Here is a 16994-nt window from a genome sequence, read left to right on the forward strand (position 1 = left end):
TCACCATGCTCGATAACCTGGTCTATCTCGATTACAACGCCTCAACTCCGGTGGATGAACGGGTGCTGCAAGGCATGATGCCTTTTTTTACCCAGCGGTATGGTAATGCCTCCAGCAAATCCCATTGCATGGGCTGGGACGCCAGTTCGGCGGTTGAACAGGCACGCCTGCAGGTGCTGACACTCATTGGTGCCAAAAGCCCGGACGAAATCATCTTTACCTCCGGCGCCACGGAGTCCAACAACCTCGCTATTCGAGGTGTATTGGAGGCGGTCAATGGAAAGCATGTGATCACCTCCGCCATTGAGCACCCCTGCGTTCTGAATTTGTGCCAGTCCCTCAAGCCTATGGGTGTGCAGCACACATCCATCCGACCGGACAAAAGCGGCGTTATCTCACCGGCGGCGGTCGAAGCGGCAATACGGCCCGATACGGCGCTGATCTCGGTCATGGCCGTGAACCATGAAATCGGCACCATCCAACCCATCCGAGAAATCGCCGAGGTTGCCAAACGTCACGGCATTCTCTTTCACGTGGATGCAGCACAAGGGGCAGGAAAAGTTCCCCTGAACGTCCATAAAGACGGAATCGACCTGTTGTCGATCTCCGCCCACAAAATCTATGGACCCAAAGGTGTCGGCGCACTGTACCGCCGGAAAACACCGAAAGAGACGCCCATCAATCCGCAAATGATTGGCGGTGGCCAGGAACGCGGGATTCGTTCCGGGACACTGAATGTTCCAGGCATCGTCGGGCTTGGTCTGGCCTGCCACTACGCAGGCGCCGAGATGGCGCACAACCAGGCCATCATTCACGGGCTTCGTGAGCGATTCCTGAACAGGGTCCGTACAGAAACAGACCAGTTTCATATTCATGGCAGCATGGAGCGCCGTGTAGCGGGCAATCTGAACATAGCCTTTGGCGAAGTCCCCGCAGAGAAACTGATCAACGCACTGAAAACCATTGCCGTTTCCGGCGGTTCTGCCTGCTCATCCGGCCAGAGCCAAGGATCCCCTGTCCTAAGAGCCATGGGTTACGACCAAACCGAGGCAACCCGGGCCGTACGCATGAGCTTCAGCCACCTGACCACCGAAAAAGAAGTCGATATCGCCAGCCGCATCATATTGGACAATGCCTTCCGGCTGGGACTTGAGCAATCGCGTGCACACTGTGCGTGAGGGACAAGGGCCTTCGCCATGACCGTTGCACCTCCCCGCTAAATTGACCTAGCTCAACTCAAGTGAAGACTTTACGGGAAAGCCTCCTTTCCCGTTACCCAATGTGACTTGTGACAATTTTTAACATTTATGTTTGGCGTTCAATAACCGGCGATAAAAACAAGGAGGCAACATCATGACGAACAAGGACACCTCACGCGTCGCGCTTGTTACCGGAGGGACCCGGGGTATTGGCGAAGCTATTTGCATGGTTCTTCGGGAAGCCGGCTATCAGGTCGTAACCACCTATCGGAATCCGGAACGCAAACCTCAGGCGCAGGAGTGGCAGCAGAGACAGGCCGCCGCTGGCATCGAGATTGACCTGATCCAGATGGATGTTTCCAGCCCGAAAAGTTGTGAACAGGGCGCCCGGGAACTTCTTGAGCGCTATGGCCGGCTGGACGTTCTGGTCAATAACGCCGGAATTACCCGCGATGCCGTCATGAAGAAAATGTCGCTGGACGCCTGGCAGGATGTCATCCACACCAACCTGGACAGTGTTTTCAACGTCACCCGCTGTTTCCTGGAAACCTTGCTGGACCAGAAGTACGGACGCATCGTGAACATCTCGTCCATCAACGGCCAGAAGGGACAATTCGGTCAGGTGAACTATTCCGCCGCCAAGGCCGGTGTGCATGGATTCACTATGGCGCTGGCCCAGGAAACTGCACGCAAGGGCATCACGGTGAATACGGTCTCCCCGGGCTATGTGAATACCGACATGGTCATGGCCATCGACGAAGGCGTCCGGGAAAAACTACAGGCCCAGATTCCGGTCGGTCGATTCGGTGAGCCCCGGGAAATTGCCCGACTGGTCGAATTCCTGGCGGATGAACAGTCGTCGTTTATCACCGGCGCCAACTTTCCCATTAACGGTGGCATGTTCATGCACTGAACGAACCCCGCCGGTTATGAATGGAACCCGGCCAGCCCGGGTTCCCGATCCCCCCAACAGAAGGACTTGAATTATGTTTGCCGACACATTCAAATTTTCCGCCGAGCCGGTCACTCGCCTGAACAAGCTGGTGATGGATACCTGTGAAAACCTGGTCGATGCCCAGATTGCCAGCCTGCGCGGCTACATGGGGTTGATGGAGGACCAGGCCAGATCCGCCACGGCGATCCGCGACTTTGACGGCGTAAAGGGCTTCGTTGAAGAGCAGCCCCAGCGTTTCAGCCAGCTGGTAGAACGGCTGACTGAAGACTTCAAACAGCTGTCCGTGGTCGCTGAAGACTTCCGCAAAGAAGCAGGCCAGTTGTTCCAGCCTGACGAGAAACCTGAAGCCGGCGGCACGCCCGCCACCCCGGCCAAGCAGGCGCCCGCCAGCACAAAGAAATCTGCGGCTTCCGGCCACTGATGTGATTCTCCGGGTCTGACCGGTGGCCAACGGACTGCCGCCGGTCGGACGGAACCCGAATACTGAGGACAACCATGGAATTCCTGATCCGGTTCGCGAAAGACTACGTGAGGCACGCCTCCGCTCTGATGAAACAGTCACAGGAGATGGTCGCCAGGGGACTCAACCCGGCGAAGACGCTCACCCCGGACAATTCGTTTGTGATGGACGTGACCTCCAGCCTGACCGCAGCCTTTCGCGAAGCCGTCATTGACCCCAGCAAAGTGATGCAGGACAACAGCCAGCTGGCATTTCGCTACTGGCAACTGACGCAAAATGTCGCTCTGAATCTGCTGCGCCAACCGGTTGATCCGGTGATTGCGCCAGAGCGCAGCGACCATCGTTTTGATGACGAAGCCTGGACCCGTAACCCCCTGTATTACGCCATTGCCCAGATGTATCTGGTCAATTCCGAATACCTGGAAAAACTGACAGACGATCTGGACGGCCTGACCGACGACAACCGTCGGCAACTCAACTTCATGATGCGGCAGTTCATCAACGCGTTGGCCCCCACCAACTTTTTCATCACCAACCCGGAGGCGGTGCGAAAGTGCCGGGAGACCTGGGGCCTGAGTGTGGTGAAAGGCCTTGAGAACTTCTATCGGGATATCATGCGAAGCCGGCAGTTGCTGAACGTTTCCATGACCGACGACCAGGCGTTCGAAGTGGGCACTAACATCGCCACGACACCAGGCGACGTGGTGTATGAGAACCGGCTGTTCCAGTTGATCCAGTATCAGCCGACCACGGAGAAGGTGCACCAGACACCCTTGCTGATCGTGCCGCCATTCATCAACAAGTACTACATTCTGGATCTGACGCCCGAGAATTCGCTGGTACGCTGGCTGGTAAGCCAGGGCCACACGGTATTCATCATGTCCTGGGTAAACCCGGACGAAAGCTATCGGGAAACCACCTTCGAGGACTATGTTCAGGAAGGTGTTCTGGACGCCATGGGCGCCGTGAAAGCGGCGACCGGAGAGCGCGAACTGAACACCATTGGCTACTGCGTGGGTGGCACCTTGCTGGCCACCGCTCTTGCCCACCTGAAAAAAACCGGCGACAACCGGGTCAAATCCTCTACCTTCTTCGCCACCCTGCTGGATTTCGAAGACCCGGGCGAAATCGGTGTTTACCTGAACAGCGCGACCGTAAAGGCGCTGGAGAACTACATTGAAAAGATCGGCTACTACGATGGCCGGTTTATCGCGCTCAGTTTCTCCTCCCTCAAGGAAAACAACCTGATCTGGTCGTACTTCGTGAACAACTACCTGAAGGGAGAGCCTCCACTGCCCTTCGACCTGCTGTACTGGAATTCCGATTCCACCAACCTCCCCGCAGCCATGTACAAGTACTACCTGCGGGAAATGTACGTGAATAACAAACTCCGGGAACCCAACGCGCTGACCATTGCGGATACGCCGATTGATCTGTCCAGTATCGACACGCCGGCCATGTTTATCTCAGCGCAGCAGGATCACATCGCACTCTGGAAATCCACCTATGCCGGCTACCAATTGTTTTCCGGTGAGAAGCGGTTCCTGCTCGGCCAGTCCGGGCACATTGCAGGCATCGTCAACCCGCCGGAGCCGGGCAAGTACGGTTACTACATGAATGACACCGAGGCGGACACCCCGGAGAACTGGTTTAACGGAACCAGCCACCACGAAGGCTCCTGGTGGCCAAACTGGCAGGACTGGGTAAGTAAATTCCAGGGCAAGGAAGTGGAGGCGAGAATTCCCGGTGACCAGGAACTGGATGTGATTGAATCCGCACCCGGGCGCTATGTGAAAAAGCGCATCTTCTGACCCGCAATGGATTGTCACAACAGAGCCCGATTCACACATGCGCAGTGAATCGGGCTCTTTCGGTCAGGCTCGGGCCTGGATGCCCTCCGACGCCACATAGCCAAAACGTTTTCGATACTGCTCCATCGTGCATCCGGCCGTACGTTTGAACAGCCGCCGAAAGGAGCTGGCATCTTCGTAGCCAACCTGCCAGATAATCTGAGACGTCTGTTCGCGACTGGATTCGAGCAGGTGTTTCGCTGCCTCAACCCGAAGATGCTGCAGATAGTTCAGCGGCGTTTCCCCCGTCGCCTCCTTGAAGCGGCGCTTGAACGTCCGCGCACCCAGTGCAGCGACCTCAGCGACATGGTCGATCACGACCGGCTCGGCATAATGCTCCTCAAGCCAGTGCTGTGCCTTCACAACCGCCGGATCATTGTGTGCCTTGCTGCCGTAGAAACTCATATAAGGCGTTTGTTCGATCCGGCGGCCGTCGAGCACCAGCAGCTTGCTGCAGGCCAGTGCAATGGCTGGCGACGCCAGGCGCTCCACCAGGTAGAGGCACAGATCGATAAAGGCCGATGCACCACCGGCACACACCACCTGACCGTTATCGACCAGTATCTGTTCCTCTTCCAGCCGTAGATCGGGATAACGCGCTCTGAACACGGGCGCCACTCGCCAGTGGGTCGTGGCCACCTGACCATCCAGCAAACCCGCTTCTGCCAGAACAAAGCTGCCGGTACAGACACTGGCCAGCAAGGCGCCACGCTCTGCAGCCCCCCTGAGCCAGGAATTCAACGGGCGGACTGTCTCCAGATAGCTGTCAATCCGGGCTGATGCGCCAATAGCCTCAACTCCCGAGCCAATGACGACGACATCCGGCTCGAACGATTCCCGATCCATGGTGGGCACCACCAAAGCACCATTAAAGCCGCGCACTGGCTTGTCATCCAGAGTGACGATCTGGCAGTCAAACAGAGGGTCACCACCGGCCCGAAAGGATCCATCACAGAAACTCGCGGTGGCAAAAAAATCCATCACGCCATGAATCCCGGACGCATGGCAGCGAGGCAGTGCAACAACGGCAACTTTCTTCATGGCCATGTCCTTTTTCGCACCTTATATGTCAAATATGACACTACTGAATCCCTGCGGCAAGGAATAATCTGATTCTGTCATCTCAGACGGCCACACGGCCTAATTGACGGAGGCTACAACCATGACCATTCAAATCAGCAACCAGCCGGACGTGACTACCAGAGCCGCCCGGCACTCCCCCAAATCACGGGGTTTCCAGCACGACGCGTTGGCCCTCGGGCTTCAGTTGTACGCCAAAATCTCCACGCAGGGCGCGGAGCACCTCATCGACAGCATGGCATTTACGCCACATCGCCTGCCGCTGCCCATCCGATACGAGGACCTGTTGGATCAGGCAGACAGCCACACACAGCTGCACCATGGCACCAACATCCTGCCCATATACAGCTGGGGAGACGGACCGACAATCCTCGGCGTGCACGGCTGGTCCGGTTCTGGCATCCAATTTGGCGCCTATGTAGAACCGTTGGTTCAAGCGGGCTACCGCGTTGTGCTGTATGACGCCCCGGCACATGGCCGGGCTCAGGGCGAGCGGACAGACGTGTACGAAATGACCGAGGTATTGACTAAAGTAGGCCACCATTTTGGCCCTGTTTCAGGCATCATCGCCCACTCGATAGGCTGCCTTGCCACTGGTCGGGCTCTGGCCGATGGCCTGGAGGCTGAGCGAGTGGTGATGCTTGCGCCACCCGCCACACTTTCCGAGGTTGTGGATCAGTTTGGCGCCCAGATGGGCCTGACAGACAGCGCCCTTGCCAGTCACCGTCGGCGCATGGAAATGAGATTTGGCGACGATGTGTGGAGCAGGCTGGCACTGGAGGATCTGGCAGCCGACCTGGAACAACCCGGACTGGTGGTTATCGACGAAGACGACCAGTCAGTGCCCGCATCCCAGAGTCACAGGGTTCACCAAAACTGGGAGGGGGCCGAACTTCTGAAAACCAACGGGCTGGGCCACAACGATCTGCTATGGAACCCGAACGTGGTAGAGGCGGTGACCAGTCACCTGACCAGGCAATGACGGCGCAGGCCGGAAACGATCACCAACCCCTTGCCGCGGCCAAAAACCGCGGCTTTTTTTGTATCAGCCCTTACGCAACTGGCCGCTGTCTATCATCTGCTGGAACATTTCTTCCATAGATTCCTTCATGGAGCGGTAAGACAACCCCAGTTCACGAACGCCCTTGCTGTTATCTGCTTTCCAGGGTAAATCCACGTTACGGGAAATCATCCGCCGGCTGGTGCCTTTGGTAACCAGCGGGCCAACCAGCCAGACCAGCCACTTGGGCAGGGCCTTGCGGGGGATTGGATAACGGTCACCGTATTTCTCCAGCAGAGTGCTGGCCAACTCCACCAGATCGGTGTTGTGGCCCGATACGATATACCGCCCGCAGGCTTCTGGGGTGAAGCCTGCCAGGAAGTGAGCTTCGGCCACATCTCTTACGTCAACGACGCCCAAGCCAAGGCGCGGTGCCCCCGGCTTGGTAGAGCCATCGCCCATCTGTTTCACGATATTGAAGCTCTCTGAGGTCGCCCGGGGGTTAATGCCCGGACCAATGACCAAAGCAGGGTTGATGGTGACAAGGTCCCAGCGATCCTGCCCCTCGGCAATACGCCAGGCTTCTTTCTCGGCAACGGTTTTCGAATAGGCGTAGGGCTGGTGGTTCACCGACGAGCTGGTGTTCCAGACCGATTCGGTCAGTATTCCTCCAGGCAACGACTGCAAATCCGAGTTATCCCCGAAGATGGCGACAACGCTGCTGGTAACGATCACGCGTTTCACACTGTCGACTCGATTCGCTTCCTCCAGCACATTGCGGGTTCCCTGCAGAGCCGGATCCACCAGATCCTTTTGTGGGTCCTTCACATCCAGGGTAAATGGCGATGCGGTGTGGTACACCAGCTCACAGCCCTGCATGGCTTCCGCGTAGCTGCCCTCTTCCAACAGATCGGCCTTGAAATACCGGATGGTTCCCGGAGCCTCCTCCGCCAGCTGGTTCAGATACTGGAGTTTGTCCGAAGCACCGGGATCACGCACCGCCGCGTGAACAGTTAAGCCTTCGTCAAGCAGACGCTTTACCAGCCAACCGGCCACATAGCCTGTGGCGCCGGTAACCAGGACGGGAGCACTTCGGTCAATCGTTGTCATTCTTGTGTTCCTTTCATAGACGTTGAGCAAATGATTGCAGTGTACCGGATGCAGCGACAGAAAATCCCTTCGGGTCACCGTTTTAACATTCTGCCACCCTGCCCTTTTTACTCAGCAATCGCCTGACCGGTTGCCCTGTTCAGAGCATTCGGAACCACCATTCGGGTGTTGACCAGTGCACCGAGAACGTCCGACGGGCGAAGCCCGAGTGTCGTCCGAAACGTGTGAGAGAAATGAGCGGAGTCAGTAAATCCGGCCTGGATTGCCGCCTCGGTGAGAGAACAACCGCCAGCGACATTGATGGCCGTGACAAATAACCGATGCCACTGACGATACCGCCGAATCGGTACCCCAACCTGTTGACGGAACAGCTGCACCAAGCGGGGCACCGACAGGTTAACGGCCTGGGCAAGCTCCTCCACCGACCGATTTTCAGCGACGGATTCACGAATCAAGTCGACGACGATGGCCACACGGGAATCCACTTCCGGATAGTTCTCATCCTTGAGGTTGATCACAGACTCAAGTCGTTGATAACTAATGACCTCATCCGGTTCCTCCTCCAGCATGCGGATCAGAAGCTCGCGAAGCTGCCGCTCCCTGCGGAAACCACAATAGTAGCCCGACTGGCATGCCGTCATCTGCGGTAACAAAAGGCCATAATCCTGACCCAGCGCATCCAGGTAGCAGGTACCAACCCGACCATCCCCCGGGTCTATATCGGCTGTTTCGCCGGGGCGAAGAAGCAGGCTGGTGCACTCAACCACAGACGCCATATCGGGTTTACTGATACGAAAGGGACTATCAAGGCTGACCATCAGGGACGCGGACGCCTGACTGAACTGAACCGGCTGTTCCAGCCGCCCAACATGGACTGTTCGGCGGGGCCAGAGATACAACACAGCTTTTGGTACTGTTTTTTCCACGGAGCGCCCCGGTCATACAAAACCCGGATCACGCCAAGAAGTGGAGCATCAGGTGGCGGTATGTCCAGACCTGGACAGCGGCCGGGCATTTTTGTTGTTTTGATCAGGGTGATCGATTCTACGGAAAGATGGCCTGATCGCCACCTGCCACCAAGGCCATTTCGTGTCCCGGAGCGCGTTTTGGGACAAAGGTATCAATTCTTACAAGTCCCCGGAAAAGACCTCCCCTAAGGTATGGCCTGAAGATGGATTCTGGGCCTTCCCAACCCCGCTGTAGCCATCCTGCATTAATAAGAACAATCGCAGTAAGTTGCATCAGCAGCCATAACAACATCAATAACAAGGGAAAGATATGAGAACGCTCTTCGTCGCGGCCCTGGCGGCCGTCTGTCTCTGTACCACCGTGCCGGCGCAGGCCGGTTTCTTCAGTTCATGGTTCGACCGGAACGAGGCGAAAACCAAGCACCCCATCGTTCTGATCCCCGGTATTTTCGCTTTCGACACCATTGCCGGTATTGATTACTGGTATCGGATTCCCGCCGTTCTTGAATCCGAAGGTGCCACGGTATTCGTGCCCAAGGTTAACGCCTTCGACAGTTCCGCCATGCGGGGTGAAAGCCTGATTGAACAGCTTGACGAAATCCGTGCGGCATCGGGCGGACGCATCAGCAAGTTCAACCTGATAGGCCACAGTCAGGGCGGCGTGACTGCACGTTATGTGATGAATGTGAGGCCGGATCTGGTTGCCTCAGTAACCACTCTGCACTCCCCCCACAAGGGCTCTCCCGTTGCTGACCTGGTCACCGGTGTCGTGCCCGAGAGCACCCTCCGCGGTGTGGCGTTTGAGGTGTTTGCCAATGCGGTGGGGGACCTCGTCAATCTGTTGTCCAACAACAAACGGGACGACTCAGACATCTACGCCATGCTGGGCGAATTCAACAAGGCAGGGTCGGCTGCATTCAACCGCCAATTCCCCGCCGGTGTTCCCACCACCGAATGCGGCGAAGGCCCCTCCCGAGTCACGATCAATGGTCGGACCATCCGCCTGTATTCATGGAGCGGAACCTCGCCGTTCACCACCGGAATTGACCTGTCCGATGCACTGTTCACCACCACCAGCCTGGCGGTTCCCGGACCCAGTGACGGCATTACTCCCCGATGCTCAAGCCACTTCGGTAAGGTCATCAAGGACAATTACCGCATGAACCATATCGACGTGAACAACCACCTGTTTGGTATCGTGCCCCTGTTTGAAACGCGCCCTGAAGCACTGTTCAAAAATCACGCAAAACGACTCAAGAAAGCCGGTCTTTAAGGTTATTGACCCCGTGCGTTCGTTCAGAACGCGCGGGGCAGAGGTTTAACCATGAACAAACAGATTGCTCCGCTCGTATCGCTGTTTGCCCTGACCCTGTTCATTGTCGGCTGGCTGGCCCTGCCGACAGCCACAGCGGACAATGAGCTGACAAACCCCGAACAGCAAAGCCCTGAAGGGCACGACACCGTGTCCACGGCCCCGATTGCTGCGCCAGAAATACCTTCTCGGGAGCCGACTTCATTACCGGCCGAATTGGCAGAAACCCTGAGTTTCGTCAACCTGGTCGTTGATAGTGATGGCAACCTGGTACCCAACCCGGATGTTCGACAGGTTTTCGACATGTACCTGTCCGCTTTGAGCGAGCACCCCCAAGAACAAGTGCTGGGTTGGCTGGAGCAGGCACTGTCCACTCAATTGGCAGGCAATGGGCGAGCGCTGGAGCAGGCTCGCGACCTGCTGGATCGATATATTCAATATCGGCTTGCCGTCGGTGAACTGGCTGAAAACAGTCAGCCGTCGCTGACTCAGGCAGGCTTTAACCTGGAAGTCCTGCGTTACCGGCAACAACAGCTTCTGGCATTGAGAAACAACCACTTTGAGCCGGCTGAATCCGAGGCATTCTTCAAGCTGGAAGAAGTCCAGGACCAATACACGCTCGAATACCTGTCGGTTTCCCAAAACGAGAGCCTCAGTCATGAAGCAAAACAGCAAGCACTCGCTGCTCTCGATCAAACATTACCGGAAGAAATACGGGAACTCCGCCAGCGCACCACCAGGCATGCAGAAGTGTACGAGCAGGTGAAATCACTGCGACAGGAAGGAGCGAGCGCGGCAGAAGTCTATCAGGCACGGGCACAGGCGCTGGGTGATGACGCCGCTGCCAACCTGGCGGAACTGGATAAGCAACGAGCAGACTGGAAAAGACGCTTGCAAGAATTCTCCGAAGAAAAGGCACAAATCCTGAATCGGGGACTGCCGGAAAAAGCTGAGGCGAGAGCCATCGCCCAGATTATCGAGCGAGACTTTTCCAGCACTGAACGACTTCGTATCCAGGCACTGGCTCCCGAGCTGTAGCAAACGGGCACAGTGCCTCTAATGGTTCACGGTGTGACGATATTGAATCGTCCCTCCGGCTTGTCCAGCAGGCTAAAGAACCGCATCAGGTCCAATTTGCTTCCCTCAAAATTGATCTCATCGCTGAATAACAGCTCCTTCAGTCCTGCGTTGCCAACCAGTATGTCGACAAACATCGGTCGCGTGACGCTCAAACCGGCATCCGCCGGTGTGCTGGAATCCACTGGTTGGTTGTGCAACACCGAATTCTGGAGGGTTAGCAAGTAGCTCTCCTCTAGATCGGTGAAGGTCACCTTGATCGTTAAATGTTCACCTTCCGCCGCTTCTGCATTCAGGTTCACAGCCATGCTTTCAAAGAAATTGGACACCGGGGTGTGAATCAGGACTTCCCTCATCATCGCCGGTTTAATACCTTCTTCGGGAGCACCATGGCGCAGCTCGAAAGCTCCAGAGAGATAAAAGTCCCGCCAGGGCGCGGACTCAGCCTGATAGCCTAACTGGTCATACACCTTCGCCAGGAGCTCCCTGGCCTCACCGTTATCCGGAGCAGCAAACACCAGGTGATTGAGCAGCTCCGCCAGCCAGCGGTATGTGTCCCGGCCGTCGGCCGCGTCCAGCTCAGCCGCTGAAGCAAACTGTTGCTTGGATTTTTTCAGAACAGCCTCAGCCCCGCCCATCATTTCGATGTAACGCCTGGCCACATCTGGCTCGGGCAATGGATTGAGACGGGCCGGGTTGGCGGTGAACCAGCCCATGTAGTTCTGGTACACCGCTTTTGCGTTGTGGGACACCGTGCCGTAGTAGCCCTGGTTGTGGAAGTCCTTATTCAACGAGGTAGGTAAACGCAGTTGTTCGGCAATCTCGTTGGGCGTCTTGCCCTGATTCATCAACCGGACCGTCTGATCATGAATGAATTTGTAGGTATCCCGCTGCGTAATCAGGAAATCGTCAATTTTTTCTGAACCCCAAAGTGGCCAGTGGTGGCTGCCAAAGTACACTTCCGCCCCGGAAAACCGGGTTCGGGCATCCTCGATAAACCCACTCCAGATCCGGGCATCCCGAACCTTGGCGCCTCGCAGGGTATACAGGTTGTGCATATTCCGACTGACCAGCTCGGCACCACAAAAGGCCTTCTGTTCAGGCAGGTAGAACGTAAATTCAGCAGGCGCCTCGGAGCCGGAAACCACCTGGAACTCCATGGGGACACCATCAACGGTCAGCTCCGTACCCGTCTCCCGAATCAAGTCCGTCGGTGCGGCGAATCCGAAAGTACCAAATGCCGGAGACTTGCCCAGCCCTGTGCCAACATGACCACGCTCACCACGCTCAAGACGTTTACCATACATGAACATGGCGCGGCGGCTCATGGATGGTCCCGCGATGATGTTCTCGCTGGTCGCTTCCTCTTCAAACCCGGCAGGCGCAATGATCCTGAGCTTAGCTAACTCATCTTCCGACAGATGCTGGAGAATGCCCTGAACGCCACCAAAGTGGTCAATGTGGCTGTGTGTGAACAGAATGGCACGAACCGGCTTTTCGCCCAGGTGCTCACGGACGAATCGAAAGGCTCTGTCGGCGGTTTCTTTTGCAGTTAACGGGTCTACCAGAATCCAGCCAGTCTCACCCTCAATAACGGACATATTGGCCAGGTCGTATCCCCGGATCTGATAAATCCCGTCAGTGACCTCAAAGAGCCCATGAATGTTGTTCAATGCCGCCTGGCGCCAAAGGCTTGGATTCACCGAAGCGGGCGCGTTCTCACCGTCACTATCCACAAAGGCATAGTCGGACATGTTCCAGACTTCACCACCATTCTGGTGGCGAATCAGAAGCTCTGGCTCCTGCGCGATTAAACCCCGGCGGGCATTCTCAAAATCATCGCGATTACCAAATGGGCGCAGGTCAAGAACCTGCTCGTTTGCCTTGCGAGTCGAAGCTGTAGGCGGAGTGTGCCCTGATGCGCTGACTTCGGTGGCGTTATCAGGGCTGGAATCGCAACCTGATATTGCCAATGTGATGCTTAAAACAGGGATGACGAAAAAACGGTGAAATTGGCGCATGGAAGTTCCAACTCGCTTGTTTTTATTAGCAATAAGCCGAACAGTCTACCGATCCTCACGGGGCGGCGAAAGGCGATGAAACAGATAGCAGAATTGCGTATGCCAGCTTCCCGCGACCGATCCGTTGCTATACGATACGCCACCTTCACAATTTGCCCGCTTGTCGCGCCAGGTACCCATGTCTACGAATGCCTTATACACCGACTTGTCGGGCTACTACGACCTGATGTGTGCGGATATCGATTACCAGGCGCAAAGCATCAGCGTAAACAGACTCAACAAGCTGTTCGGTAACGCAGGCACCCGCCACCTTGATCTTGCCTGCGGAACTGGCCCTCATATTCGCCGCTTTATCGATTTGGGCTATACCTGTCATGGATTGGACATCAACCAGCCCATGCTGGATCTGGCCCTTCAGCGCTGTCCGGAAGCCCTGTTTGCCCGACAGGACATGAGCAACTTTCACTTCGATCAGCCGTTCGACCTGATTACCTGTTTCCTGTACTCGGTCCATTACAGTGATGGATTGGAAGGGCTAAAAGCCTGTATTCGAAGCGTCCAGAACGCGCTGAGCCGAGACGGTGTTTTCTGCTTCAATGCGGTCGACAAAACCAGGATCGACAACACCCGCTTTGTCGGCCACAGCACCACCCATGACAACAGCACATTTGTCTTCCGGTCTGGTTGGCATTACGAGGGCTCAGGCGACCGGCAATCGCTGAAACTCAGTATCCAAAAAACGACAGGCGGAGTGACTCAATCGTGGCAGGACGAACACGCCATGGTTGCCTTGAGTTTCGGGGATTTCAGAGAGCTGCTGGCTCCCTACTTCGAGGTGCATGTCTTCGAACATGACTATGAGCGGATCGTTCCGTGGGATGGGAATTCTGGCAATGCGCTGTTTGTTTGCGTGAAAACCTGAGTGGATGCTCTTTCAAGTTCCGACGACCAATAAGGCCGCCGGCCGACATCCGAATCAGTCCAAAAATCCCTTAATAATGGCCGTCGTCCGCAACGGCTGTTTTTCAGGGAAGAAATGGCCGGCCAGCGGTACAACTTTGAGGCTGGCGCCAGGGATCGCGTTCATGACATCCAACGTGTGGGCAAAACTGATGATCTCGTTCTCTCCCACAACAACAAGCGTAGGCGAATTGATGCTGCCAAGCGGTTCCAGGCAGTTCTCTGGATTCATGCTTACCAGATAGCAAGGCGTGGTCCACAGGTCGTACATTTTGTCCTGAAAGACTGTCCATTGAGGTTCTGGATTTTTAGCCTCGTATGGAGCCCGGTAGGTCAGATCAATGAAATCCTTAAACAGATGCTCGCTGTTCAACAGAGACTGAACGCACTCGCCAGCATAGCGACTATTAAAACAACCATTCTGAGCTTGTGTTGTTGCTTCACGTCTGTATTTCCCCTTCGTTGAACGATTTATTTTTTATTGATTATCCGAACACAACGTTAATACCCGCCAACCGCCAGACTCTGGAACAGGTATCAGAGATCGAATGTCAGAAGGCCGAAAAAGCGGGGCTTTCCGATTAATGCAAGGGATAAAGAGATACTGCGGAATAAAGGAATCAACGCCAGGGCCAATTCCCTTATCTCTAGAAAAGCAGCATGGCCGGGGAATGCAACAGAGAAACCTGAAAACTGGTGACTGTTCGGCATAAAACGATGGAATGCCAGAGCCATCGAGAAGCCTTTTGAGCCCCCGTTCACGGCCCGGCTATTCCAGCCTCTCCAAGCACTTATTTAATTATTGCGTGCTGGCATCCCTGCTATCTTTATCTCAGGTATTGAAGTCAGGAGTAATACCGAATGCTTGGCCAAACAATTACAACAACGGAACTGTCATTGCACTGATTCCAAAGAAGGCTGCACTAAGTCAGGGATGACAGCTCCAACAAAAGGAATTGCTACATGCTTAAAACGTATGTCTGGCGCTCACTACCTGTGATCGCCCTATCCGCAACATTAACGACCCATGCGCTAGCCGACGAGCAGCACGTTGCCGACGGTGATAAAGCAGACAATAAGCACTTGCTTCACGATACCCCCCTGCCCGACGGGCATGTGCCTGCCAACGTCAATTACGGTTTCACCGTAATCGGCCGCGACACACTCGCCGGGATTTCCAGCGGGCTTTATACCGATGTCTGGGCCCATGACGGATACGCTTACGTCGGTACATTCGAGGAGCCGACGTGCGACCGTTCCGGCGTGTTTATTTCAGACATCCGCAATCCGTCCAACCCGGTGAAGATCGGCATGATCAAGTCACCACCACAAACCCGGGTGAACGACGTCAAAGTCACGCCAGTGGGCGACCGGGATGTGCTGATCTTTACCCTCGAGCCCTGCGGCCCTCTCAACGGCAACAGCAGCAAACAACTAGGCCAGTCGGGCATCTCTCTCTGGGATGTCACCGACCCAACCAACCCCCACGCTCTCAAGCAGAATTTTCTGGATTTTCCGGTTCACAACACCTTCCCGTGGACCACAGCCAACGGCGAGACCTACCTGCTGGTTGTTGACGATGTCAACGTAAACGACCTGCATATCGTTGACATGACCAAGCCCCAGTCGCCCAAGCTGATCACCACTACCGGCATCGGGACCTGGCTCGCCACCAATCCGGAAGTTGCCGCCGATGGACAGTTATTCATGGGCACTTTCGCCGCGCCACTGCTCCACGATGTCTGGGTCAACGACATGGACCCGGGCCCCGGCGAAAACTGGCAGGCGGTGCTGCCATACTGGGATGCGGGTTTTATCACACTGGACGTAAATGACCCTTACAACCCGGTATTTCTCGGCGATTCCACCTATCCCGACCCTGATCCCGTGCACGGAATCTCGCCACCGGAGGGAAATGCTCATGCGGCCGTCTTTGGTGGCCCGAACTTTGACAAGATTTTTGCCGGCGACGAAGACTTTGATTCACTTTTCACCGCAGTCATTACCGGTTCTGACTCATACCCAGCCAGCCAGGGCAGCGATGTACCGCAGATCGGCCCTGGTGCCGACATTGAGGTTCTGGAAGCTCAGACAGCATTTGTAGGCCAGGCCTGTGGTGGGTCGCTGACACCCGCTGCGGACGTGGGTGCGGGCATTGCTCTCGTTGAACGGGGCGGATGTACCTTTAGCCTGAAAGCCCAAACCGCAGAGGCTGCGGGATACGACGCAGTCGTCGTCTTTAACTCTGACGCGCCCGGCAACTGTGACGCCTCAGTTTCTATGCTGGTTGAAGCCGGCATCCCTGCGTTGTTCGTGCCACGCTCCTCGGGCTTTGCGATCCTTGGCATCGACGGTTACGATCCTGAACAGTGCCCCGGAGGCACGAATCCGGATCTGCCGGCCGCCGATACGCTGGGTCAGTTCGCCACTCTGGGCGCCGTGTTTGATGGCTGGGGTTATCTCCATACCCTGAATAACACCTCAACCCAGGTGACAGTACCCCTCGGCATGGGCGGCGACACGGTGACCGTGGATTACCTGGGGGAAATGGGCTACTACGCTCCGGCGGAAGTCACCAACCCGGCACTGGCTACCGGCGCTGGCGACTTGACCATGCACAACCTGGAGATTGACCCAACCAACCCGGATCGTACGTTCATCAGCTGGTACTCCCTGGGCATGCGCGCGGTCGAATGGCGCCCGGGCCACCTGCACAGCAACAGCAATGGCGAAGGCGTGGTTTCCTGGAACATGCATGAAGTCGGACGTTTCATCGCTGGCGAGGAATACGGCGAGGCCGCGGGCTCCAACTTCTGGGGTATTCACGTAACCGAGATTGATGGTGAGCAGTACATCCTCGGCACTGACCGCAATACCGGGCTTTGGATCTTCCAGTGGTCCTGTGAAGACGCCACCGATGTCCTCTACTGCAATGGGCCAGTAACGCCTTAAATTGTGACGATACCCGGGTAGCGAATGCTGCCCGGGTTATTCCCACCTGA

Annotated in this window: 14 protein-coding genes; 9 read left to right on the forward strand and 5 right to left on the reverse strand. The window is 56.1% G+C overall.

Annotated elements, in window-relative coordinates; genetic code table 11:
- The first annotated feature begins 5 nt into the window (after positions 1 to 5).
- From K8I84_RS05805 to phaC, 4 genes are all read left to right on the forward strand, one after another.
- Complete coding sequence (locus K8I84_RS05805) at positions 6 to 1178, forward strand: cysteine desulfurase family protein (protein ID WP_223793796.1); 1173 nt, start codon at positions 6 to 8, stop codon at positions 1176 to 1178.
- Between the two features lie 175 nt (positions 1179 to 1353).
- Positions 1354 to 2112, forward strand: a complete 759-nt coding sequence (gene phbB, locus K8I84_RS05810) for an acetoacetyl-CoA reductase (RefSeq protein ID WP_223793797.1) — start codon at positions 1354 to 1356, stop codon at positions 2110 to 2112.
- Between the two features lie 73 nt (positions 2113 to 2185).
- On the forward strand, positions 2186 to 2575 hold the full coding sequence (locus tag K8I84_RS05815) for a phasin family protein (protein WP_223793798.1): 390 nt from the start codon (positions 2186 to 2188) through the stop codon (positions 2573 to 2575).
- Between the two features lie 74 nt (positions 2576 to 2649).
- Positions 2650 to 4425: a class I poly(R)-hydroxyalkanoic acid synthase gene (gene phaC / locus K8I84_RS05820; protein ID WP_223793799.1), complete on the forward strand. Its 1776-nt coding sequence runs from the start codon at positions 2650 to 2652 to the stop codon at positions 4423 to 4425.
- Between the two features lie 63 nt (positions 4426 to 4488).
- Here phaC and K8I84_RS05825 read toward each other — a convergent pair whose 3' ends face one another.
- The gene (locus tag K8I84_RS05825; protein WP_223793800.1) at positions 4489 to 5505 is read right to left on the reverse strand and encodes a GlxA family transcriptional regulator; all 1017 of its coding nucleotides are present in this window, start codon (positions 5503 to 5505) and stop codon (positions 4489 to 4491) included.
- 121 nt (positions 5506 to 5626) lie between these two features.
- Between K8I84_RS05825 and K8I84_RS05830 the strand changes: the two genes are divergently transcribed.
- Complete coding sequence (locus K8I84_RS05830) at positions 5627 to 6526, forward strand: alpha/beta fold hydrolase (protein ID WP_223793801.1); 900 nt, start codon at positions 5627 to 5629, stop codon at positions 6524 to 6526.
- Between the two features lie 63 nt (positions 6527 to 6589).
- Here the strand turns inward: K8I84_RS05830 and K8I84_RS05835 are convergent, their stop codons facing one another.
- Positions 6590 to 7654: an NAD-dependent epimerase/dehydratase family protein gene (locus K8I84_RS05835; RefSeq protein WP_223793802.1), complete on the reverse strand. Its 1065-nt coding sequence runs from the start codon at positions 7652 to 7654 to the stop codon at positions 6590 to 6592.
- Between the two features lie 107 nt (positions 7655 to 7761).
- A complete protein-coding gene (locus tag K8I84_RS16990) occupies positions 7762 to 8580 on the reverse strand; it encodes a helix-turn-helix domain-containing protein (RefSeq protein ID WP_223793803.1) in 819 nt (272 codons plus the stop codon).
- A 352-nt stretch (positions 8581 to 8932) separates the two neighbouring features.
- Here K8I84_RS16990 and K8I84_RS05845 point away from each other — a divergent pair, with 352 nt between their 5' ends.
- The gene (locus K8I84_RS05845; protein WP_223793804.1) at positions 8933 to 9895 is read left to right on the forward strand and encodes a lipase family alpha/beta hydrolase; all 963 of its coding nucleotides are present in this window, start codon (positions 8933 to 8935) and stop codon (positions 9893 to 9895) included.
- 51 nt (positions 9896 to 9946) lie between these two features.
- Complete coding sequence (locus tag K8I84_RS05850) at positions 9947 to 10972, forward strand: lipase secretion chaperone (RefSeq protein ID WP_223793805.1); 1026 nt, start codon at positions 9947 to 9949, stop codon at positions 10970 to 10972.
- Positions 10973 to 10998: 26 nt separating this feature from the next.
- Here K8I84_RS05850 and K8I84_RS05855 read toward each other — a convergent pair whose 3' ends face one another.
- Positions 10999 to 13032 carry an alkyl/aryl-sulfatase gene (locus K8I84_RS05855; RefSeq protein WP_223793806.1) on the reverse strand — a complete coding sequence of 678 codons (2034 nt, stop codon included), beginning with the start codon at positions 13030 to 13032 and terminating at the stop codon, positions 10999 to 11001.
- A gap of 178 nt (positions 13033 to 13210) precedes the next feature.
- Here K8I84_RS05855 and K8I84_RS05860 point away from each other — a divergent pair, with 178 nt between their 5' ends.
- On the forward strand, positions 13211 to 13954 hold the full coding sequence (locus K8I84_RS05860; RefSeq protein WP_223793807.1) for a class I SAM-dependent DNA methyltransferase: 744 nt from the start codon (positions 13211 to 13213) through the stop codon (positions 13952 to 13954).
- 54 nt (positions 13955 to 14008) lie between these two features.
- On the opposite strand, the gene K8I84_RS05865 is transcribed toward K8I84_RS05860, so the two are convergent.
- Positions 14009 to 14365, reverse strand: a complete 357-nt coding sequence (locus K8I84_RS05865) for an alpha/beta fold hydrolase (RefSeq protein ID WP_223793808.1) — start codon at positions 14363 to 14365, stop codon at positions 14009 to 14011.
- A gap of 590 nt (positions 14366 to 14955) precedes the next feature.
- Here K8I84_RS05865 and K8I84_RS05870 point away from each other — a divergent pair.
- Positions 14956 to 16944, forward strand: a complete 1989-nt coding sequence (locus K8I84_RS05870) for a PA domain-containing protein (protein ID WP_223793809.1) — start codon at positions 14956 to 14958, stop codon at positions 16942 to 16944.
- The last annotated feature ends 50 nt before the right edge of the window (positions 16945 to 16994 follow it).

Source organism: Marinobacter sp. F4216, from assembly GCF_019931195.1.
In the GTDB taxonomy this organism is placed as follows: Bacteria; Pseudomonadota; Gammaproteobacteria; order Pseudomonadales; family Oleiphilaceae; genus Marinobacter; species Marinobacter suaedae.